This window comes from Mycobacterium sp. PO1 (assembly GCF_017312405.1).
Taxonomy (GTDB): domain Bacteria; phylum Actinomycetota; class Actinomycetes; order Mycobacteriales; family Mycobacteriaceae; genus Mycobacterium.
Genome location: NZ_BLTG01000046.1, coordinates 60,464 through 80,823, shown reverse-complemented (window position 1 = coordinate 80,823; position 20,360 = coordinate 60,464). Strand labels below are relative to the sequence as shown.

Genomic DNA, 20,360 nt, shown 5'->3' with positions numbered 1-20,360 from the left:
GAGTCGGGGACGAGGTCATCGACGTCGGTCACATCAGGTCAGAGTAGTTTGTCGAAGCACTTCGTCTCGACCCGAGAGGTGATCCGCCAGCCCTGCGGGGTCCGGATGAACTCGTCGTCGTACCACAGCCCGCAGAACAGGATCTGCTTCGCCTCGGCGTCGATCACCATCGGGTTGAAGCAGATCACCCGGGAGCTCGCGGTGTCCCCGTCGAACACCACAGACAGGTTGCCCAGCATGTGCGAATACACCGGGAAGTTCGGCAACACCTCGGCCAGCCACGCCTTGACCTCGGGATAGCGGCCGTCGATGCCCCCCATCGCGCGGTAGTCGATGTACGCATCGGGGGTGAACACCGCGTCGAGGTCGTCGAACCGACGGCGGTCGATCGCGGTCGAATAGTCGACCAGCAGCTGCTGGATCTCCATCCGGTCGGAAATCTCCTCGAGGCTCAGCATGCATCGATTGAACACGATCCACGCCCGGGTTTAGGCTCACCGGACATGACAAGGCTTCTCGCGTGTCTGGGGACGACGCTGTGTCTGCTCGCCGGCGTGACCCTGGGCCCCACCGCACCGACGGCGACTGCCATACCCGCTGCCGGGGTCAGCCAGCCCGCCGGATCGGTGCCGGTCCCGGGTGGCCCCGCCGAGGCCTGGGTACTCGCCGACATGGACACCGGCGAGATCCTGGCCGGACGCAACGAACATGCGGCCTATGCCCCGGCCAGCACCATTAAGGTGCTCACCGCGCTGACGGTCCTCGACGAGCTGCCGCTCGACGCGACGGTCGTGGCCAACGAGGCCGACACCCGCGTGGAGTGCAATTGTGCCGGCGTCACCCCCGGCATGACGTACACCGCCCGGCAGCTGCTGGAAGCCATGCTGCTCGTCTCGGGCAACGATGCGGCCAACACGCTGGCCACGATGCTCGGCGGCCGGGAGGCGGCGCTGATGAAGATGAACGGCAAGGCCGCTCTGCTCGGCGCGTACGGCACCAACGCCGGTTCGCCGTCGGGCATCGACGGCCCCGGGATCGACATCTGGTCGACGCCGCGAGACCTGGCCGTCATCTTCCGCGCCGCCATGGCCAACCCGGTGTTCGCGCAGATCACCGCCCAACCCAGCGCGGTCTTCCCGACCCGCGACGGCGACCGCGTGCTGGTCAACCAGGACGAACTGCTGGTCCGCTACCCGGGCACCTTCGGGGGCAAGACCGGCTATACCGACCTGGCCCGCAAGACGTTCGTCGGCGGCGCCCACCGGGGCGGGCGAAATCTGGTCGTGGCGATGATGCACGGACTCAACAAGGAAGGCGAGCCCACGTACTGGGACCAGGCGGCCGCCCTGTTCGACTGGGGCTTCGCCGTGCCGGCCGGTTCCGGCGTCGGCCGTCTGTGAGCTCAAACTCCCGATACCCGATGGTGACCGGATCGCGCGCTTAGCGAGTCCTGACGTCACTAGCGTCGCGACACGTGCGACGACGATTCGCGGGGCTGGCGCTCGCCCTCTGCGCGGTCCTGCCGGGCGCGCAGCTGTCGTCGGCACCCTGGGCCCACGCCCAGCCCGAACCCGCTGCCGCCCAGTCTGTCCCGGCCGGGGGTCCGGCCCAGGCCTGGTTGGTGGCCGACCTCGACACCGGACGTGTGCTGGCCAGCCGTGATCCCTACGGGCGCTACGCCCCGGCCAGCACCATCAAGGTGCTGCTGGCGATGACGGTGCTGGACCGGTTGAGTCCGGACAGCTTCGCCAGGGCCAACGCGTCACACACCACCGTCGAGTGCTCCTGCGTAGGCCTGGAACCGGGGCAGGCCTACACCACTCGCCAACTGCTCGAAGCCATCCTCATGGTGTCGGGCAACGACGCCGCCAACATGCTCGCCGACATGCTGGGGGGTCAGCAGGTCGCTGTGGCGGCGATGAACCGCAAGGCGGCTCTGGTCGGCGCGCGGGCCACGAAGGCCTCGTCACCGTCGGGCCTCGACGGTCCCGGGTGGGAGTCGGTGACCACACCGCACGACCTCGCGGTGATCATGCGCGCGGCGCTGCAGTATCCGTTGATCGCCCACATCATGCGCTCTCCGTCAGCGCAGTTCCCCGGCAAGACGATTCACAACCAGAACGAACTGCTGACCCGATACCCCGGTGATCTCGGCGGTAAGACGGGGTACACCAACTTGGCCCGCAAGACCTATGTCGGCGCCGCGCAGCGCGGCAACCGCCGTCTTGTCGTGGTGCAGATGTACGGCAGCGGGGACCTCTACGGTCAGGCCATCGAACTCCTCGATTGGGGCTTCAGCCACTGATCGGGTGCCGCGAACGTGCGTTCCCGGTAGCCGGTGCACACGCGACGCTACGGTAGGTGCACGCTCGCGGCGTCAGAAAACCTTGCCGCGCAACATCACCAGCGCAGGATTGCCCAGCACCTCGGGCCCGCCGCGGGGATCGTCGTCGAAACACACCAGATCCGCTGATGCACCGTGTTCGAGCGTGGGACGGCCGAGCCACCGGCGGGCATCCCAGCAGGCCGCGCCGAGCGCGTCGGTCGGAGTCATGCCGATGCCTTTGAGCGCCTCGACCTCGTCGGCGATGCGGCCATGCGCGACGGCGCTGCCCGCATCGGAGCCGGCGTAGATGGGAACCCCGGCTTCCCGGGCGGCGCCGATGCGTTGGGCACACGATCGGTGCAGCGCCAGCATGTGCTGCTGGTACTTGGGGTATTTCCCCGCGCCGGCGGCGATGTCGGGGAAATTGTCGATGTTGATCAGCGTCGGCACCAGGGCCGTGCCGTGCTCCACCATCAGGTCGATGGTGTCCTCCGTCAGGCCGGTGCCGTGCTCGATGCAGTCGATGCCCGCCCGGATCAACCCCGGGAGCGCGTCTTCGCTGAACACGTGCGCGGTGACCCGCGCGCCGTTGGCGTGCGCGGCATCGATCGCCGCTTTGAGCACCTCATCCGACCAGAGCGGAGCCAGCTCGCCGAGGTCGCGGTCGATCCAGTCACCGACCAGCTTCACCCAGCCGTCACCCCACCGCGCCTGTTGGGCGACCGCATCAGGCAGTTGCCACTCGTCTTCGAGTTCAATCGCAAAGCCGCGTTGGTAACGCTTGGGCCGCGCCAGGTGGCGGCCGGCCCGAATGATCCGGGGCAGATCGGCACGGTCGTCGAAACTGCGTGTGTCGGTGGGTGAGCCGGCGTCGCGCAGCAGCAGCGCCCCGACCCCACGCTCGGTTTCGGCCTGTTCGACTGCCTCGTCCATCTCGATCGGACCGCTGGGTCCGAGTCCGACGTGGCAGTGCGCGTCGACCAGACCCGGCAGGATCCAGCCGCCATCCCCGTCGGCCCCGAACACGGTTTCCGCGCCGGCGACCGGTTCGGCGCTCAATACGCCGTCGATTGTCCACCACTGCACCGGCTCACCGTCGGGCAGGCTTCTGCCGCGAACGTGCAGCCGCATCAATTCCCCTTCGGGAACTTCAACTTCGACAGATCGATGTCGGCGAGACCCGGAGGCAACTCGTCGAGACCCTTGGGCATGTTGGCCAGATCGGGGAAACCGGCAGGCATACCGCCCATGCCGGCCCCGAGCGGATTGCGCGTCTTGGGCGGGGTGGGACCCTTGCCACCCTTCTTGCCCTTCTTGCCCTTACCCTTGGCCGCCTTGCGGGTGTTCTTGCGGCCGAACGGCATTCCCATCTGGCCCGCCATCGACGACATCATCTTGCGCGCTTCGAAGAAGCGGTCGACGAGCTGGTTGACCTCGGAGACCGACACCCCGGAGCCGTTGGCGATGCGCAGGCGACGCGACGCGTTGATGATCTTGGGGTCGGCGCGCTCCTGCGGCGTCATGCCCCGGATGATCGCCTGGACCCGGTCGAGTTGGCTGTCGTCGACGGCGGCCAGCGCGTCCTTCATCTGGCCTGCGCCGGGCAGCATGCCCAGCAGATTGCCGATCGGACCCATCTTGCGGATCGCCAGCATCTGCTCGAGGAAGTCCTCCAGCGTCAGCTCACCGCTGCCGATCTTGGCCGCGGTCGCCTCGGCCTGGGCCTGATCGAAGTGTTGCTCGGCCTGCTCGATCAGCGTCAGCACATCGCCCATGCCGAGAATTCGGCTGGCCATGCGGTCCGGGTGGAAGACGTCGAAGTCCTCGAGCTTCTCCCCCGCCGAGGCGAACAGGATGGGTGCGCCGGTCACCTCGCGGACCGACAGTGCGGCGCCGCCTCGCGCGTCACCGTCGAGCTTGGTGAGCACGACGCCGGTGAACCCGACGCCTTCCCGGAACGCGTCGGCCGTCGTCACCGCGTCCTGACCGATCATCGCGTCGAGGACGAACAGCACCTCGTCGGGATTGACCGCATCGCGGATGGCGGCGGCCTGACGCATCAGTTCCTCGTCGATGCCCAGTCGACCCGCGGTGTCGACGATCACCACGTCGTAGTGCTTGGACTTGGCCTCGTTCAGGCCCGCCGCCGCGACGGCCACCGGGTCGCCGGCGGTCATCTGTTCGAGTTCGGCATCGCCGGGCGCGACGCCGGGATGCGGGGCGAAGACGTGCACGCCCGCGCGCTCACCGGTGATCTGCAGCTGGTTGACCGCCCCGGGGCGCTGCAGGTCGCACGCCACCAGCAGCGGTGTGTGCCCCTGGCCCTTCAGCCAGCGGGCCAGCTTGCCCGCCAGCGTGGTCTTACCCGAGCCCTGCAGGCCGGCCAGCATGATCACGGTGGGTGGGTTGCGCGCGAACGCCAGTTGGCGGGTCTCTCCGCCGAGGATGCCGATGAGCTCCTCGTTGACGATCTTGACGACCTGCTGGGCCGGGTTGAGCGCCGCCGACACCTCCGCGCCCTTGGCCCGGTCCTTGATGCGCGTGACGAACTGCCGCACCACCGGCAGCGACACGTCGGCTTCCAGCAGGGCCAATCGGATCTCGCGGGCGGTGGCGTCGATGTCGGCGTCGGTGAGCCGACCTTTGCCACGCAGTCCCGAGAGAGCTCCGGTCAACCGGTCGGACAGCGATTCAAACACGCACCCAAGACTACTTGTAGTGGGTCTGCCCGCTCGAACGCGGCGTCAGCTGGCCTGTTCGGCCGGCTTGGCGGGCGGCGGAGTCGGCAGCACCGCGAACAACTCGGCCTCCAGGTTCTGGCGCACTGCCGTCTCGTCGGCCCCGGCGGCCAGGACGATGCCGAAGGCGTCGACCACCGAGGATCCCAACGTGGTCACCTTCGCCCACGAGATGTCGACGTCGGCGCGCTCGAAAACCGCGGTCAGCAGAGCCAGCAGACCGGCCCGGTCGGTGGCCCGGATCTCGGCGACCACCTGGTCGGTGCCGTCGCTGTGGTGCCAGAGCACACGCGGTGGCGCCGCCGGCGCGTTGATCGGTACCGCGGCACGTACTTCGCCCGCCCGGCCCGGTCCGGCGCTCTCGGCGTCCTTCTGCTCGAGCGCTCGGACCACGTCCAGGTCGCCGTCGAGGGCCAGGATCAGTTGTTGACGCAGCAGCTCCGCCGCCGGCGGGGCACCGAAGCGCGGTGAGACGACGAAGGTGTTGATCGCCGCGCCCTGGTGACCGTTGACCGACGCCGAGTGCACCCGCAACGAGTTCAGCGCCAGCACCCCCGCCGCCTTCGACAGCAGTCCTCGACGATCAGGGGCGATCATCGTGACGTTGAAGATGTGTGCGGTGTCGGCCGGGGTGAGTTCGACATGGACTTTGTGCTGCGCGGCCAGCGACATGAACCGCGGGTCCACGGGATCGGGTTGCGGCAGCGGTTCACCGGCCATCGCCAGCCGACACCGACGCACCAGGTCGCCGATCAGTGAGGCCTTCCAGTCGCCCCACACCCCGGGACCGGTGGCCAGTGAGTCGGCTTCGGCCAGAGCGTGGAGCAGCTCGAGCACCACCAGATCGCCGCCGAGGGCGTCCACCACGGTGGCGATCGTGTTGGGGTCCTGCAGGTCTCGACGGGTCGCGGTTTGGGCCAGGAGCAGGTGGTGGCGCACCACTTTGGCGAGGATGTCGATGTCCGAGGGCCACAACCCCAGCCGATTTCCGATCTGGGTGGCCAACTCCGCGCCGATGACGCTGTGGTCGCCGCCACGCCCCTTGCCGATGTCGTGCACCAACGCGCCGAGGACCAGGAGATCCGGGCGGGCCACCCGGGTAGTGAAAGCACTTGCCCGAGAGACGGTTTCGACGAGGTGACGGTCGACCGTCCAGATGTGCACCACGTCGCGGGGCGGCAGATCCCGCACCGCACCCCACTCGGGGAACAATCTGCCCCACAGCCCGGTCCGGTCGAGCGCCTCGATGGTCGCCACCGCGGTCGGGCCGGCCGCAAGCATCACGAGTAAGTCCTTGAGCGCTTGCCGGGGCCATGGAGTGCGCAGCTCCGGCGCATTCTCGACGAGGCGACTCAGCGTGGAGGAAGCCATCGGCAGACCGGTCGTCGCCGACGCGGCGGCGACGCGCAGAATCAGTCCGGGATCACGCTCGGGACGCGCGTCACGGGCGAGGATCACCTCGCCGTTGAACTCGATCACCCCCTCGTCGAGCGGACGGCGCACCGGCCTACGCAGCGCGGCCAGCCCGCGGCGAGGCAAGGCGTTGGCGGCCGTCCGGATTCCGGCATCGACGTAGTAGCTGACGGTGCGTGCGGCGTCGGAGAGCATGCGCGCCAAGTCGAATCGATCGCCGATGCGCAGTGCGGCGCCGATCTCGTCGGCATACTGGGCCAGCAGCAGTTCGCGGCCTTTGCCCGCCACCCGATGCAGTTCGGTGCGCACGTTGAGGAGCGAGAGATGCGCGTCACCAAGGGTTTCGGTCGGTGAGACCAGTGAGCGGGAGGGATAGACATCGGCGAGCTGGGCGATGGCCAGCGCGTTGAGCAGCTGAACGTCGCGCAGTCCTCCCCTGCCGCACTTGAGGTCGGGTTCCGCCCGGTGGGCGATCTGACCGCTGCGTTCCCAACGCGCTTTGGTGTGCTCGACCAGTTCGTCGAACCGCGAAGCGATCCCGGTGCGCCACTGCCTGCGCGCACCCCCGATCAACATCGCCGACAAGTCGGGGTCACCGGCGATGTGGCGCGCCTCGAGCATCGCCAACCCGGCCGACATGTCCTCCCCGGCCACAGTCAGCGCCTGCTCGACCGTCCGCACGCTGTGGTCGATGCGGATGTTGGCGTCCCACAGCGGATACCACAACAACTCGGCGACCTCGGCGACGACGTCGGTCGGCATGTCGTCGTGCACCAGCATCAGGTCGAGATCCGAATACGGCAACAACTCGCCCCGGCCGAGCCCACCGGTGGCGACGATGGCGAACCCGCTGCTCGCGGTGATGCCGATCTCGGTGGCCTTTGTGGTCAACCAGAAGTCGTACAGATCGAGCAGGGCGTCGCGAAGGGCGGCCGACTCGAGTTGGCGAGAGCCTCCGACCAGCAGTTGCTCGGCGGCCGCTGCCAGATCGGTCGCCGGCCGAGACGAACCCGCCGCCGGGCGCACCCATCGGGGCGCTCCGGCGGCGGGGTCTGCTTTCCGCTCTGTCATGACTGTTGTCCTCCCGGCACTTAACGATCCAGCGCTCACACGGCGCAGAGCCGGGAGACGACGTCTTCAGATGGATGGGCGATTACAGGGCGTCGGCCCCCCGCTCACCGGTGCGGACTCGGACCACGGTCTCGACCGGGCTTACCCACACCTTGCCATCGCCGATCTTCCCGGTACGGGCGGCCTGGACGATGACGTCCACGACCTTGTCGACGGCGGCATCGTCCACGACGACCTCGACCCGCACCTTCGGCACGAAATCGACGGAGTACTCGGCACCGCGGTACACCTCGGTGTGGCCCTTCTGGCGACCGTAACCCTGAACCTCGCTCACGGTCATTCCGAGGATACCCGTCTGCTCGAGACCAGTCTTGACGTCCTCGAGAGTGAACGGCTTGACGATCGCAGTAATCAGCTTCATGTAGTTGATCCCTTCCGATGAAATTGTCGCCGATCAGGCGAGCTCGTAAGCCGTTTCGGCATGTTCGGTTTCATCGATACCAGTGTCCTCGTCTTCCTTGGACACCCGCCAGCCCAGTGGCTTGACGATGAAGGCGATGATGAGGGTCATGACCGCGGTGAAGATCACGGCCACCAGCGCGATGACGAACTGCACGACGAGCTGCTCGAAGCCGCCGCCGACGAACAGGCCGGCGTCGGTCGCGAAGAAGCCGAGCGAGATGGTTCCCCACAGACCCGCGACCAGGTGCACACCGACCACGTCGAGGGAGTCGTCATAACCGAACTTGTACTTCAGACCGATCGCCAGCGCCGAGAGCACACCCGCGATCGCGCCGACCACGATCGACCAGATCGGGGTCAAGTTACCGCACGCCGGGGTGATCGCGACCAGACCGGCGACGATACCCGACGCGGCGCCGACGCTGGTGGCGTGGCCGTCCCGGATCTTCTCCACCAGCAACCAGGCCAGCATGGCGGCCGCGGTCGCCGCGGTGGTGTTGACCCACACCAGACCGGCGAGCACGTCCGCGGCGCCTTCGGAGCCGACGTTGAAGCCGAACCAGCCGAACCACAGGATGGCCGCGCCCAACAGCACGAACGGGACGTTGTGCGGACGGAAGGCGGACTTGCCGAAGCCACTGCGCTTTCCGAGAAGCAGCGCCAGTACCAGTGCGGCCATACCGGCGTTGATGTGGACCACGGTGCCACCGGCGAAGTCGATGGGCGCCACGTTGGCGCCACCTTCCTCATCGGTGCCGAACATCATCGCCGCGATGCCACCCTCGGCACCCGAGAGCAGGCCGCCGCCCCAAACCATGTGCGACAGTGGGAAGTAGACGAGGGTGACCCAGATGCCGCCGAACAGCAGCCAGGTGCCGAACTTCATCCGCTCAGCCACCGCGCCGCTGATCAGGGCGACGGTGATGACGGCGAAGGTCAGCTGGAAGGCCACCCACACGATGGCGGGCACGGTGCCGAATCCACCGAGCACGAAGGTGTCGACCCCGTCGATCTCGCGGGTTTCGGTGAGCTGGTTCACCCCGAACAACGCAAAGGGGTTGTCGAACAGGCCCAAATAGTTTCCACCGCCGACGTGCGCGGAGGAGAAGGACATCGAATAGCCCCACAACACGTAGATGACGCTGACGACACCCAGGGAGCCGAACGACATCATCATCATGTTCAGGACGGACTTCTGCCGCGACAGCCCGCCGTAGAAGAAGGCGAGGCCGGGGGTCATGAACAACACCAGCGCAGCGGCGGTGATGATCCACGCCGTATCGCCCGCGCTCAGGCCGCCTTCACCGAACGGCAGGAACTGATCATCTGGTATGGCTAGGGCCACGTCATGCAAGCCAAAAACCACTTTGTTTGAACCTCCTTGGGACGTGAGCCGACATGATCGGCCTCCCGAAGAGACTCTTGTGCGCGCGTTTCACCTGTGATTCGTTCGTGTTTCAGCTACGTGAACGGGTTCACACATCCGGTTACGCTCAGGTTTCACCAGGCACGTTCAGCAAAAACGGTCGCGCCGTGGAACAATTTTCGTCCCCGGTGTTGCGGCGTAGCGCCACGAACCGGTGTTGCGGCGTAGCGCCACGAACCGGTGTTGCGGCGTAGCGCCACGAACCGGTGTTGCGGCGTAGCGCCACGAACCGGTGTTGCGGCGTAGCGCCACGAAGGACAGTCAGCCGAGCAGCGCGTCGACGAAGGCCGAGGGTTCGAACGGCGCGAGGTCGTCGGGCCCTTCTCCGAGTCCGACGAGCTTGACCGGCACACCCAACTCCTGCTGGACGCGGAAGACGATGCCGCCTTTGGCCGTACCGTCCAGCTTGGTCAGCACGACACCGGTGATGTCGACGACTTCAGCGAACACCCGGGCCTGCGGCAGACTGTTCTGGCCGATCGTGGCGTCGAGCACCAGCAGCACTTCGTCGACCGCCGCCCGGCGGCCCACCACCCTCTTCACCTTGCCGAGCTCGTCCATCAACCCGCTCTTGGTGTGCAGCCGCCCGGCGGTGTCGACCACGACGACGTCGGCACCGGAGTTGATGCCGGTGTCGACGGCGTCGAACGCCACCGAGGCCGGGTCGGCCCCCTCGGCGCCGCGGACCACCTGCGCGCCGACCCGCGACGCCCAGGCCTGCAGCTGGTCGGCGGCGGCGGCGCGGAACGTGTCAGCGGCTCCGAGGACAACCCGCCTGCCGTCGGCGACCAGCACGCGGGCCAGCTTGCCGACGGTGGTGGTCTTGCCGGTCCCGTTGACGCCGACGACCAGCAGAACCGAGGGCTTGTCGTCATGCGGCAGCGCTCGGATGGAGCGATCGAGGTCGGGTTGCAGTTCGGTGATCAGCACGTCGCGCAGCACGGCGCGGGCGTCGGCCTCGGTGCGCACCTGGCTGCTGGCCATCTTGGCGCGCAACGCCGCCACCACCGATTCGGTCACGACCGGGCCCAGGTCGGCGATCAGCAGGGTGTCCTCGATCTCCTCCCAGGAGTCCTCGTCGAGATCGCCGCCACCGAGCAGGCCGAGCATGCTGCGACCGAGGGTGTTCTGAGATTTGGCCAGCCGCCCACGCAGTCGATCCAGCCGGCCCTCCGGCGGCGCGATGGCCTCGATGTCCGGCGCCTCGGCGCCGGTCGGGGTTTCCGCAGGGGCGGGGGCCTCCGGCACAGGCGGTCCAGCCGGTGCGACCGGCGCGGGTGTCTCGGCCGGCGGCGCGGGCCTCTCGAGCGGCGGCGCGGTCGGTGGCTCAGGAAGGGTGACATCGGCGATCGGACGCTTCGGCGCGTCCCTCGGGATGGTGGCATCATCGCCGACGGCGGGTAGCCCGGTGGTGTCGATGCGCTCGGGCTGCGGCGGGGCGGTTGGTTCTGGCCGGCTCGCCGGCGTTGGTTCTGGCCGGCTCGCCGGCGTTGGTTCTGGCCGGCTCGCCGGCGTCGGCTCCGGCCGGCTGGGCGGCTTCACCTCCGGCGGGGTCACGGTCGGGGTGGACTGACTGAACGTGATGCCCGACGAGGCGGTGTAGCCGCCCGAGCGATCTACAGGAGTAGCAGTGTCTGGACGGGAGAGGCTGATCCGCCGCTTGCGGTACCGCAGCAATCCGACCACGAGTGCAGCAACAAGCAGAACGGCGATGACCGCTATCGCGATCCAGAGACCCTCAGACACCACGCCATTGTCGCAGGGGGCCTGAACGATGACGCCCGACCCCACGTTCACCGCGGCACACCGCAAGCGCAGACACATCGACGTCTGCCTGACCGAAGAGGTCGATTACCAGTCCGTTCGCACCGGCCTGGAGCGCTACCGGCTGCCCTACAACGCGCTGACCCAGACCGACCTGCACAGTGTGGATCTGAGCACGGAGTTCCTCGGCGCCCGGCTGCGCGCTCCGGTCCTGATCGGCGCGATGACCGGCGGGGCCGAGCTGTCCGGCATCATCAACCGCAACCTGGCCGCCGCAGCTCAGCAGCTGGGTATCGGGATGATGCTGGGATCCCAGCGCGTGATGATCGACGACCCGGCCACCGCGGTGAGCTTCGACGTGCGGGGCGTGGCGCCCGACATCCCCGTCATCGGCAACATCGGGCTGGCCCAGCTCGGCCCGGACCTGGTGCCCGGCCTCCGAGACGCGCTGGCCGAGGTCGGCGCCGACGCGGTGGCGGTGCACACCAATCCGCTGCAGGAAGCCATGCAGCACGAGGGCGACACCGACTTCTCCGGCTCGATCGGGCGGTTGCGCGAGGTGGTCGAGGCAATCGGCTATCCCGTCGTGCTCAAGGAGGTCGGCCACGGGATCGGTGCAGCAGCGGCGGCCGAACTCGTCGACTGCCCGCTCGCCGCGGTCGACGTCGCCGGCGCCGGGGGCACGTCATGGGCCCGCATCGAACAGTTCGTCCGCTACGGCGAGGTGCGCTATCCGGCGCTGGCCGAGTGGGGCATCCCCACCGCGCAGGCGCTGGCCGAGGTGCACCAGCTGCTCCCTGACATGCCGCTGATCGCCTCGGGCGGTATCCGGACGGGGATGGATGCGGCCAAGGCGCTGGCGATGGGCGCCCAGATGGTCGCCGTGGCGCGACCGCTGCTGGCGCCGGCCATCGAGTCCGTCGAGGCGGTCGTCGACTGGTTGCAGTGCTTCCTTCACGAGTTGCTGATCTGCCTGCACGGATGCGGCGCGGCCGACCTGACCGCGCTGCGGCGCAGGGGCGTCTGCGCTGCGGGCTGAACTCAGGTCCGGCTGCTGACCAGTTCCTGGCCGCGCATGCGCTGCGAGATGACCGTCGTGATGCCGTCACCGCGCATCGACACGCCGTACAGCGCGTCGGCCACCTCCATCGTGGGCTTCTGATGGGTGATCACGATCAGCTGCGAGCGCTCCCGGAGCTGCTCGAACAGGCTGATCAGCCGGCGCAGGTTGACGTCGTCGAGCGCCGCCTCGACCTCGTCCATGACGTAGAACGGGGAAGGGCGGGCCCGGAAGATCGCGACCAGCATCGCGACGGCGGTCAGGGACTTCTCACCGCCCGACAGCAGCGACAGCCGCTTGATCTTCTTGCCCGGTGGCCGCGCTTCGACCTCGATTCCGGTGGTGAGCATGTCGCTCGGGTCGGTGAGCAGCAGCCGGCCCTCCCCACCGGGGAACAGCGTCGAGAAGACCTGGGCGAACTCGCGCTCGACATCGGCGTAGGCCTCGGTGAACACCTGCAGGATCCGGCCGTCGACATCGGAGATCACGTCGAGCAGGTCTTTGCGGGCGGCCTTGACGTCCTCGAGCTGGGTGGACAGGAAGTTGTAGCGCTCCTCCAGCGCGGCGAACTCCTCCAACGCCAGCGGGTTGACCCGGCCCAGCTGGTTCAACTCACGCTCGGCGCGCTTGGCGCGCCGCTCCTGGGTAGGCCGGTCATAAGGCATCGGGGCCGGCGCGGTGACAGGCTCGCCGCGCTCTTTGGCCTGCTCGTACTCGGCCATCTCCAACTCCGACGGCGGCAACGGCACCGTCGGCCCGTACTCGGCCACAAGATCGGCGGCGGCCATGCCGAACTGTTCGAGCACCTGCTCCTCGAGCTGCTCGATTCGCAGCGCCGCTTGAGCTTTGGCCACCTCGTCACGGTGCAGCGAATCGGTCAGCGCGGCGATCCGGGTGGACAGCTCACCGACTTCGTCGCGCGCCCGGCCCAGTGCCGCCGCCCGGGTCTGCCGCTCGGCGGCGACCTCGTCGCGAATCCGTGACGCCACCGCCACCGCTTGGCTCAACCGCTCGGCAACCGCTCGACCGGATTCGGCGACGGCGGCCGCCATCGCCGCGGCATGCACCCGCGCTTCCCGCGCCCGCGCGGCCCGTACCCGGGCCTCTCGCTCGGCGGCCGCGGCGCGACGCAGTGAATCCGCCCTTCCGCGAACAGCGTTGGCGCGCTCCTCAGCGGTGCGCACAGTCAGCCGGGCCTCCACTTCGGCCGAGCGCGCAGCGTCGGCGGCCGCGGTGGACTCCTCGCGGTCGACGGGAGCGACCTCGAACATCGGCTCCTGCTGCGCATTGTGCAGACGCGCCTCGAGCGCAGTGAGTTCGTCGACGGTCTGGGTGCGTCCGGCCTCGAGTTCGTCGCGCTGCTTGATCAGCCGCTGCCACTCGTCGTCGGCGGCTCGGGCGTCCTGGCCCAGTCGACCCAACTGTTCGTAGATCGCGGAGATCGCCGCGTCCGATTCGTTGAGGGCGGCCAGCGCCTGTTCCGCGGCGTCCTGGCGCGCGGTCTGTTCGGCCAGCGCCCCGGCCAGAGCGGCCGACAACTCATCGGTCTGGCGTTCGGCGTCGGCCAACTCCGCGCGCGCCTTGTCGACCTCGGAGGCGATCTCCAGCGTGCTGGGCCGCCGGTCGGAGCCGCCGTTGACCCAACCTCCGCCGACCAGATCACCATCGGCGGTCACCGCGCGCAATTCAGGCTGGGCGGCAACGAGATCGAGGGCGGCCGAGAGATCAGCGACGACCGCCACCCCGGAGATCATCGACGTCACCGCACTGCGCACGCTGGGATCGACGTCGACCACATCGGCGGCCCAGACCGCACCGCCGGGCAGCGAGCCGGGCGTGGGGGCGGCCGGAACGGGCCAGTCGCCCAGCACGATGGCCGCCCGTCCGCCGTCGGCTTCCTTGAGGGCGGCCAGCGCGTCGCCGGCCGCCCGCGAGTCCTGCGCGGCCAGCGCGTCCGCGGCGGCGCCCAACACAGCGGCCACGGCGGCTTCATGTCCGGCCCGCACCTTGACCAGACCTGCGATCGACCCGAGAAGTCCTGCGCCCCTGTGGTTTTCCTGTAGCCAGGCGGCGCCGTCCTTGCGTTCGAGGCCTACGGACAACGCATCGATGCGGGCCTGCAACGAGGCGACCTGACGCTCCGCGGCGCGTTCGGCGGCCTGTAGTTCGGCCACCCGTTCGTCGGCCAACCGCAATGCCGTCACCGTGCGGTCGTGGTGTTCGTCGAGGCCGACCTCCCCGGCGTCGAGTTCGCCGACACGGCTCTGCACGGTCTCGAACTCGGCCTGGGTCTGCTGGGCGCGCGCGGCGGCATCGTCGATCCCGGTGCTCAGCCGGGCGACCGTCTCGTCGATGGACTCGACGCGGGTGCGCATCGTGTCGACCTGCCCCGACAGTCGGGCCAGACCCTCGCGACGGTCGGCTTCGGCGCGGGCCGCGGCCAGGTGCGCCCGTTCCGCTTCAGCCGCGACCTGCTCGCGTTCGGCGAGCTCGGCACGGGCCGCGTCGAGACGTTCGCGGGATTCGGCCAGTTCCTCGAGTAGCCGGCGTTCGCGTTCGGCGACTTCGTCGGCCTGGGCCTCCAACTCGTCGGGGTCAGGACCGCCGGAGGTCTCGGGTTCGGCATCCAGGTGCTGGGCGCGTTCACTGGCGATCCGGACGGTCGCGCCGACCCGCTCGGCCAGCGCCGAGAGCCGAAACCAGCGCTGCTGGGCGGCGTCGGCGCGCTCGCTGAGGTCGCCGACGGCGCTCTCGTGCGCATCCAGCTCGGCGGTGGCGGTCTCCAGCCGTGTGCTCAGCTCGTCATGCTCACGGCGCAGCGTCGTCTCGGTCTGATTGGTGTTGTCGAACTCCGCCCTGCGGGTGACCAGGTCGTCGGCGGCCAACCGCAGCCTGGCGTCGCGCAGGTCGGCCTGGATGGTCTGGGCGCGCCGCGCCATCTCGGCCTGCCGACCCAGCGGTTTGAGCTGGCGTCGCAGCTCGGTGGTCAGATCGGTGAGGCGGGCCAGGTTGGCCTGCATCGAGTCGAGCTTGCGCACCGCTTTTTCCTTGCGTTTGCGGTGTTTGAGCACTCCGGCGGCCTCCTCGATGAAGGCGCGCCGGTCCTCGGGGCGCGACTCGAGAATCTCCGAGAGCTTGCCCTGCCCGACGATGACGTGCATCTCGCGCCCGATGCCCGAGTCGGACAGCAACTCCTGCACATCCATCAAACGGCAACTGCTGCCGTTGATCTCGTATTCACCGGCACCGTCACGGAACATCCGGCGGGTGATCGAGACCTCGGAGTAGTCGATCGGCAGCGCGTTGTCGGAGTTGTCGATCGTCAGCGTGACCTCGGCCCGCCCGAGCGGGGCTCGCGAAGACGTCCCGGCGAAGATGACGTCCTCCATCTTGCCGCCGCGCAAGGTCTTGGCGCCCTGTTCACCCATCACCCAGGTCAGCGCGTCGACGACGTTGGACTTGCCCGACCCGTTCGGACCGACGACGCAGGTGATGCCGGGTTCGAAGCGCAGAGTCGTCGGCGAGGCGAAGGACTTGAAGCCCTTCAGCGTCAGACTCTTCAGATGCATGACGTGCCACCCTACCGTCGCGGAGCTCAGCGCTCGGTGAAGCCGGTGAACGCGTCGGCCGGTTCCGACCAGTTGGCGATCACCTTGTCCACCTTTCCCGGCGTGTCTCCACCCTCCAGCGCGCCGAGCAGCTGCTCACAGGCATTTTTCGAGCCCTGCGCAACCACCTGGACGCGACCGTCGGGTTTGTTCGCCGCGAACCCCGTCAGGCCCAGCTCCAGGGCTTTGGAGCGCGTCCACCAGCGGAAACCCACGCCCTGCACGTATCCGTGCACCCAGGCGGTGAGCCGGACGTCACTTTCCCCCAACATCTTTCACCTCAAAATTCACTTTGGTACCAGTCTTTAACGTGCGCCCCACCGTGCACACCTGGTCGACGGCTCGTTCGACGACAGTGAGCAGCCGGGTCAGGTCGTCGGCCGAGAGCCCCGACAAGTCGAGCTCCAACGACTCCTCGAGCAGCGGGTAGCGCTCCTGCTCGCGGTCCGCCTGGCCGGATACCCGGATGGTGGCCGGGTAGTCGTCCCCGAGTCGGCGGCGCAGAGGTTGGTCGCTGGACAGCCCGCTGCACCCGGCGAGCGCGATCTTGAGCAACTCGCCCGGGGTGAATACACCCTCGACATCCTCGGACCCGATGAACACCTCCGCGCCCCTGGAGCTGCGGCCCGTGTAACGCCGCACCCCGGTGCGCTCAACCCATAGTTCGGTCATGCTCTCTTTCTACAACGTTCTCCGAACGGAGATTCCCGGTCGCGCTTCGGGCGCAGACGACGACCCGACAGCGGTCCGGCGGGCGGTGGGCCAGACTCAACGGACTCGGGGACGGGGCTGACACCGAGGGCAGTAGCACGACGAGCGGTTCATGAACTTCTCCCGGCGCATCACCGCGCCGCATCGCCGGCACGGCTGCCCGTCACGCCCGTACGCGTCCAGCGACCGGTCGAAATAGCCCGACTCACCGTTGACGTTCACGTAGAGCGAGTCGAACGACGTCCCGCCCTGGCCCAGCGCATCGGACATCACCGCGGCCGCGGCGTCGAGCAACTCGGCCAGCTTCCGTCGCGACAGACCCGACGCCAGCCTGGTCGGGTTGACCTTGGCGCGCCACAAGGCCTCATCGGCGTAGATGTTGCCGATGCCGGAGATGACAGTCTGGTCCAGCAGCTGACGCTTGATCTCGGAGTTCTTGTGCCGCAACACATCCACCACGGCGTCGCGGTCGAACCCAGGGTCCAGAGGATCCCGGGCGATGTGGGCGACCGGCTCGGGCACCCGCGCGCCGTCGACATCGACCAGCTCGGTGACCATCCATCCGCCGAAAGTCCGTTGATCGACGAAACTCACTGTCGTCCCGTCGTCGAGCAGGGCCGCGATGCGCAGGTGGTTCTCGTTGGGCTGACGCTGTGGGCCACCCGCTCCGGGCGTCGATCCCAGCAGCATCTGCCCGCTCATACCCAGGTGCACGACCAGGGCGGAGTCAGATTCTCTTCGCGCAAGCGGCTCATCGGAAGCAGATGCTCTTCGCGCAAGCGGCTCATCGGAAGCAGATGCTCTTCGCGCAAGCGGCTCATCGGGACCCTCGTCGAGGGTCAGCCACAGATACTTGCCCCGCCGGCCCGTGCCGCTGATCCGGCTACCGAGCAACCGGGCGGTCAGGTCGGCCGGCCCCGCCTCGTGACGGCGCACCGCCCGAGGGTGATGCACCCGCACCGCGGTGATGGTCTTGCCGGTGACATGCGCCGCGAGCCCGCGCCGGACGACCTCGACCTCGGGGAGCTCAGGCATCCGGGTTCAGCGCGTTCCACGCCGCGGCGGCAGCGCGCAGCTCGGCCTCCTTCTTGGTCCGTCCCACACCCCTGCCGTACTCCACCCCGGCGATGACCACCACAGCGGTGAACTCCTTGTCGTGGTCCGGTCCGGTGGAGCTCACCAGGTAGGTCGGCGCGCCCAGCCCTCGCGACGCGGTCAGCTCCTGCAGGCTGCTCTTCCAGTCCAGACCGGCGCCCAGCGTCGGCGCGGTGTCCAGCAGGTCTCCGAACAACTTCAGGATGACCTTGCGCGCGATGCTCGCGCCGTGCTCCAGATACACCGCACCCAACAGGGATTCGACGCCGTCGGCCAGGATGCTGGACTTGTCCGCACCGCCGGAGTTCTCCTCGCCCTTGCCCAGTAGCAGGTACGAGCCGAGCCCCTCGGGCGGCAGCGCGCGGCCGACATCCGCGAGTGCGTGGGTGTTGACGATGCTGGCTCGCAGCTTGGCGAGATCGCCCTCGGAGCGGTCCGGGTGACGGTGGTAGAGCTCCTCGGTGATCGTCAGGCCGAGCACCGAGTCGCCGAGGAACTCGAGGCGTTCGTTGGTGGGCAGGCCACCGTTCTCATAGGAATAGCTGCGATGCGTCAGCGCGATCGTCAGCAACTCTTCGGGCAGGTCGACGCCGAGCGCCGCCAGCAGAGGCGCACGGTCCGCCGTCACTGCTCGTCTCCGCTGGGCTCCCGCGATCCACCTGCCGTCTGGTCGCGGAGCTCCGCCAGTTTGGCCCAGCGCGGATCGATCTTCTCGTGCTGGTGGCCAGGTTCGGCGTCGGCCAGCGGCACACCGCAGTCGGGACACAACCCGGCGCAGTCGTCGCCGCACACCGGGGAGAACGGCAATACCAGTCCGATCGCGTCGATGATCGGCTGCTCCAGGTCCACCGACTCGGCGCCGCGGACGCTGCTGACACGAGAGACCTCGCCGTCGTCGGTGGTCTCGTCGGTCGTGCTGTCGGGGTAGGCGAACAGTTCGGTGAGGTCGATCTCCACGTCACCGCTGAGCGGGTTCAGGCATCGCGCGCACTCCCCCGACGTCGGCGCGGACACCGTGCCGGTGACCAGAACCCCCTCCGACACCGACTCCAGCCGCAGGTTCAGATCCAGGGGTGCGCCCTCGTCGACGGCGATCAACTCCACGCCGATCCGCAACGGACTGGGCACCGTGGTCTCGACGGTCATCATCGAACCGGGGCGCCTACCGAGCCGGGAAATGTCGATCACGAGGGGCGACCGTGACCCGCGGTGCGCCGCTGCCTTTGCATGCGTCGCCATGCACGTATCGTACGGGCCGGAATCCGGCTAACGATCGCGTGCTCGCGGTCGTGGCTGCGAACCGGTCAGCGGGCCGCGTAATCGTGGGTGCCCGCAGCGGTGCGCAGCTGGTGCCGGCCCCGGCCCACCGACCGCAGGGTGCCGTTGAGGAAGTCCTCGAACTCGGCGAGCTTGCTGTCGACGTAGATGTCGCATTCGCCGCGCAGCCGGTCGGCCTCGGCGTGCGCCGAGTCGATCATCCGGGTGGCCTCGGCGTTGGCGGTGGCGACGATCTCGGTCTGCGCCACGAGCCGCTGCTGTTCCTTGATGCCTTCCTGAACAGCCTTCTCGTAGGCGAGATTGCCGCTTTCGATCAGCCGGTCGGCCTCGGACTTGGCCCGCCCGACGCTGGCCTCGTACTCCCGCTTGGCGGTGGCCGCGATGCGCGCCGCCTCGTCGCGGGCCTCCCCGACCATGCGTTCGCTGTGCTGGCGCGCCTCGGCGACCATCCGGTCCGCCTGCGCTTTGGCGTCGGAGAGCAACCGGTCGGCTTCCGCGCGGGCGTGGTTGACCATCGAGTCGGCTTCGGCGTTGGCCGTGGACACCGTCGACTCGGCGTGATCCTTGGCCTCGCGCAGCAACCCGTCGCGCGCGTCGAGCACGTCCTGGGCGTCGTCGAGCTCACCCGGGATGGCGTCCTTGATGTCGTCGATCAATTCGAGGACGTCACCGCGGGGCACCACGCAACCGGCCGTCATCGGCACGCCGCGCGCTTCTTCGACGATTGCGCCCAATTCATCGAGCGCTTCAAAAACTCGGTACACGGCGACACCCTCCAGGCGTAGTTTGACAGTGACCAGTGTGCCTGGTGTTACGCCTGTGACTCAGCTACCGGCACCGGTGTGTCGTGGTGAATTGCTGGTGACGCCCATTATGTCAACTCATGGACGGACAACGCGACAAGCGGATGCACTGGCTCAGGAGCGTTCGGCCAACTTGTCGCGCAGGCGGGCGTTGACCGCGGCCGGCAGCAACTCGGTGACGTCACCGCCGAGCGAGGCAACCTCCTTGGCCAACGACGACGACACGAACGAGTAGCGCGGCGTGGTCGCGACGAAGAACGTGTCCACCCCGGCGATGTGCTTGTTCATCTGCGCCATCTGCAGCTCGTACTCGAAATCGGTGCCGGTGCGCAGGCCTTTGACGATGGCGGTCAACCCGCGGTCCTTGACGAAGTCGACGACGAGCCCCTGCCCCGACTCGACGCGCAGGTTCGGCAGATGGGTCGTCGACTCCTCGATCAGCGCGATGCGCTCATCGACGGTGAACATCCCTTTCTTGTTGGGGTTGACCAGGATCGCGACGACGACCTCGTCGAATTGCGCCGCGGCGCGTTCGAAGATGTCGATGTGACCCAGCGTCACCGGATCGAAGGACCCCGGGCATACCGCACCGCTCATGGATTGCG

The 20,360-nt window shown here is 68.3% G+C and carries 18 protein-coding genes; 3 read left to right on the top strand and 15 right to left on the bottom strand.

Annotation, left to right across the window (positions count from 1 at the left end; all coding sequences use genetic code 11):
- Positions 1-38 precede the first annotated feature (38 nt).
- Positions 39-458 carry a nuclear transport factor 2 family protein gene (locus tag J3476_RS16555; RefSeq protein WP_207067492.1) on the bottom strand — a complete coding sequence of 140 codons (420 nt, stop codon included), beginning with the start codon at positions 456-458 and terminating at the stop codon, positions 39-41.
- A gap of 45 nt (positions 459-503) precedes the next feature.
- On the opposite strand from J3476_RS16555, the gene J3476_RS16550 reads away from it, so the two are divergent.
- Both J3476_RS16550 and J3476_RS16545 read left to right on the top strand, forming a co-directional pair.
- Positions 504-1,400, top strand: coding sequence for a D-alanyl-D-alanine carboxypeptidase family protein (locus J3476_RS16550; protein WP_207067491.1), 897 nt, complete (start codon positions 504-506; stop codon positions 1,398-1,400).
- A gap of 74 nt (positions 1,401-1,474) precedes the next feature.
- Entirely contained in the window at positions 1,475-2,305 is an 831-nt protein-coding gene (locus J3476_RS16545) for a D-alanyl-D-alanine carboxypeptidase family protein (protein ID WP_207067490.1), read from the top strand.
- A gap of 72 nt (positions 2,306-2,377) precedes the next feature.
- On the opposite strand, the gene J3476_RS16540 is transcribed toward J3476_RS16545, so the two are convergent.
- The 6 genes from J3476_RS16540 to ftsY all read right to left on the bottom strand — a co-directional run bounded on the left by J3476_RS16540 (position 2,378) and on the right by ftsY (position 11,182).
- Entirely contained in the window at positions 2,378-3,457 is a 1,080-nt protein-coding gene (locus tag J3476_RS16540) for an amidohydrolase family protein (RefSeq protein ID WP_207067489.1), read from the bottom strand.
- Positions 3,457-5,025, bottom strand: coding sequence for a signal recognition particle protein (gene ffh / locus J3476_RS16535; RefSeq protein WP_207067488.1), 1,569 nt, complete (start codon positions 5,023-5,025; stop codon positions 3,457-3,459). The genes J3476_RS16540 and ffh overlap by 1 nt, the downstream gene beginning before the upstream one ends.
- 45 nt (positions 5,026-5,070) lie before the next feature.
- Positions 5,071-7,548, bottom strand: coding sequence for a [protein-PII] uridylyltransferase (locus tag J3476_RS16530; RefSeq protein WP_207067487.1), 2,478 nt, complete (start codon positions 7,546-7,548; stop codon positions 5,071-5,073).
- An 82-nt stretch (positions 7,549-7,630) separates the two neighbouring features.
- On the bottom strand, positions 7,631-7,969 hold the full coding sequence (locus tag J3476_RS16525) for a P-II family nitrogen regulator (RefSeq protein WP_011779408.1): 339 nt from the start codon (positions 7,967-7,969) through the stop codon (positions 7,631-7,633).
- 33 nt (positions 7,970-8,002) lie between these two features.
- A complete protein-coding gene (locus J3476_RS16520; protein WP_207067486.1) occupies positions 8,003-9,355 on the bottom strand; it encodes an ammonium transporter in 1,353 nt (450 codons plus the stop codon).
- A 342-nt stretch (positions 9,356-9,697) separates the two neighbouring features.
- Positions 9,698-11,182 (bottom strand): signal recognition particle-docking protein FtsY, encoded by a 1,485-nt coding sequence (gene ftsY, locus J3476_RS16515; protein WP_286183229.1) that lies wholly within the window; start codon positions 11,180-11,182, stop codon positions 9,698-9,700.
- A gap of 28 nt (positions 11,183-11,210) precedes the next feature.
- Between ftsY and fni the strand changes: the two genes are divergently transcribed.
- A complete protein-coding gene (gene fni, locus J3476_RS16510; protein ID WP_207067484.1) occupies positions 11,211-12,239 on the top strand; it encodes a type 2 isopentenyl-diphosphate Delta-isomerase in 1,029 nt (342 codons plus the stop codon).
- Between the two features lie 2 nt (positions 12,240-12,241).
- Here the strand turns inward: fni and smc are convergent, their stop codons facing one another.
- From smc to coaD, 8 genes are all read right to left on the bottom strand, one after another.
- Positions 12,242-15,829, bottom strand: coding sequence for a chromosome segregation protein SMC (gene smc, locus J3476_RS16505; protein ID WP_207067483.1), 3,588 nt, complete (start codon positions 15,827-15,829; stop codon positions 12,242-12,244).
- Positions 15,830-15,855: 26 nt separating this feature from the next.
- Complete coding sequence (locus tag J3476_RS16500) at positions 15,856-16,140, bottom strand: acylphosphatase (RefSeq protein WP_207067482.1); 285 nt, start codon at positions 16,138-16,140, stop codon at positions 15,856-15,858.
- Positions 16,124-16,540, bottom strand: a complete 417-nt coding sequence (locus J3476_RS16495; protein ID WP_207067481.1) for an OsmC family protein — start codon at positions 16,538-16,540, stop codon at positions 16,124-16,126. The genes J3476_RS16500 and J3476_RS16495 overlap by 17 nt, the downstream gene beginning before the upstream one ends.
- Before the next feature lie 96 nt (positions 16,541-16,636).
- Positions 16,637-17,614 carry a bifunctional DNA-formamidopyrimidine glycosylase/DNA-(apurinic or apyrimidinic site) lyase gene (mutM, locus tag J3476_RS16490; protein ID WP_207067480.1) on the bottom strand — a complete coding sequence of 326 codons (978 nt, stop codon included), beginning with the start codon at positions 17,612-17,614 and terminating at the stop codon, positions 16,637-16,639.
- Positions 17,607-18,302, bottom strand: a complete 696-nt coding sequence (gene rnc, locus J3476_RS16485; RefSeq protein ID WP_152516610.1) for a ribonuclease III — start codon at positions 18,300-18,302, stop codon at positions 17,607-17,609. The genes mutM and rnc overlap by 8 nt, the downstream gene beginning before the upstream one ends.
- Positions 18,299-18,913, bottom strand: a complete 615-nt coding sequence (locus J3476_RS16480; RefSeq protein WP_207067479.1) for a DUF177 domain-containing protein — start codon at positions 18,911-18,913, stop codon at positions 18,299-18,301. Before J3476_RS16480 ends, rnc begins: the two co-directional genes overlap by 4 nt.
- A 65-nt stretch (positions 18,914-18,978) precedes the next feature.
- A complete protein-coding gene (gene sepIVA, locus J3476_RS16475) occupies positions 18,979-19,716 on the bottom strand; it encodes a cell division protein SepIVA (protein ID WP_152516608.1) in 738 nt (245 codons plus the stop codon).
- A 153-nt stretch (positions 19,717-19,869) separates the two neighbouring features.
- A complete protein-coding gene (gene coaD, locus J3476_RS16470) occupies positions 19,870-20,352 on the bottom strand; it encodes a pantetheine-phosphate adenylyltransferase (protein WP_207067478.1) in 483 nt (160 codons plus the stop codon).
- Positions 20,353-20,360 lie beyond the last annotated feature (8 nt).

What these genes read in the sequence shown, in the direction of transcription:
- J3476_RS16540 (WP_207067489.1), bottom strand. Translation starts at nt 3,457, where the DNA reads ATGCGGCTGCACGTTCGCGGCAGAAGCCTGCCCGACGGTGAGCCGGTG.
- J3476_RS16530 (WP_207067487.1), bottom strand. Translation starts at nt 7,548, where the DNA reads ATGACAGAGCGGAAAGCAGACCCCGCCGCCGGAGCGCCCCGATGGGTG.
- J3476_RS16555 (WP_207067492.1), bottom strand. Translation starts at nt 458, where the DNA reads ATGCTGAGCCTCGAGGAGATTTCCGACCGGATGGAGATCCAGCAGCTG.
- J3476_RS16525 (WP_011779408.1), bottom strand. Translation starts at nt 7,969, where the DNA reads ATGAAGCTGATTACTGCGATCGTCAAGCCGTTCACTCTCGAGGACGTC.
- J3476_RS16500 (WP_207067482.1), bottom strand. Translation starts at nt 16,140, where the DNA reads ATGTTGGGGGAAAGTGACGTCCGGCTCACCGCCTGGGTGCACGGATAC.
- fni (WP_207067484.1), top strand. Translation starts at nt 11,211, where the DNA reads ATGACGCCCGACCCCACGTTCACCGCGGCACACCGCAAGCGCAGACAC.
- mutM (WP_207067480.1), bottom strand. Translation starts at nt 17,614, where the DNA reads ATGCCTGAGCTCCCCGAGGTCGAGGTCGTCCGGCGCGGGCTCGCGGCG.
- J3476_RS16480 (WP_207067479.1), bottom strand. Translation starts at nt 18,913, where the DNA reads ATGGCGACGCATGCAAAGGCAGCGGCGCACCGCGGGTCACGGTCGCCC.
- J3476_RS16550 (WP_207067491.1), top strand. Translation starts at nt 504, where the DNA reads ATGACAAGGCTTCTCGCGTGTCTGGGGACGACGCTGTGTCTGCTCGCC.
- coaD (WP_207067478.1), bottom strand. Translation starts at nt 20,352, where the DNA reads ATGAGCGGTGCGGTATGCCCGGGGTCCTTCGATCCGGTGACGCTGGGT.
- J3476_RS16495 (WP_207067481.1), bottom strand. Translation starts at nt 16,540, where the DNA reads ATGACCGAACTATGGGTTGAGCGCACCGGGGTGCGGCGTTACACGGGC.
- smc (WP_207067483.1), bottom strand. Translation starts at nt 15,829, where the DNA reads ATGCATCTGAAGAGTCTGACGCTGAAGGGCTTCAAGTCCTTCGCCTCG.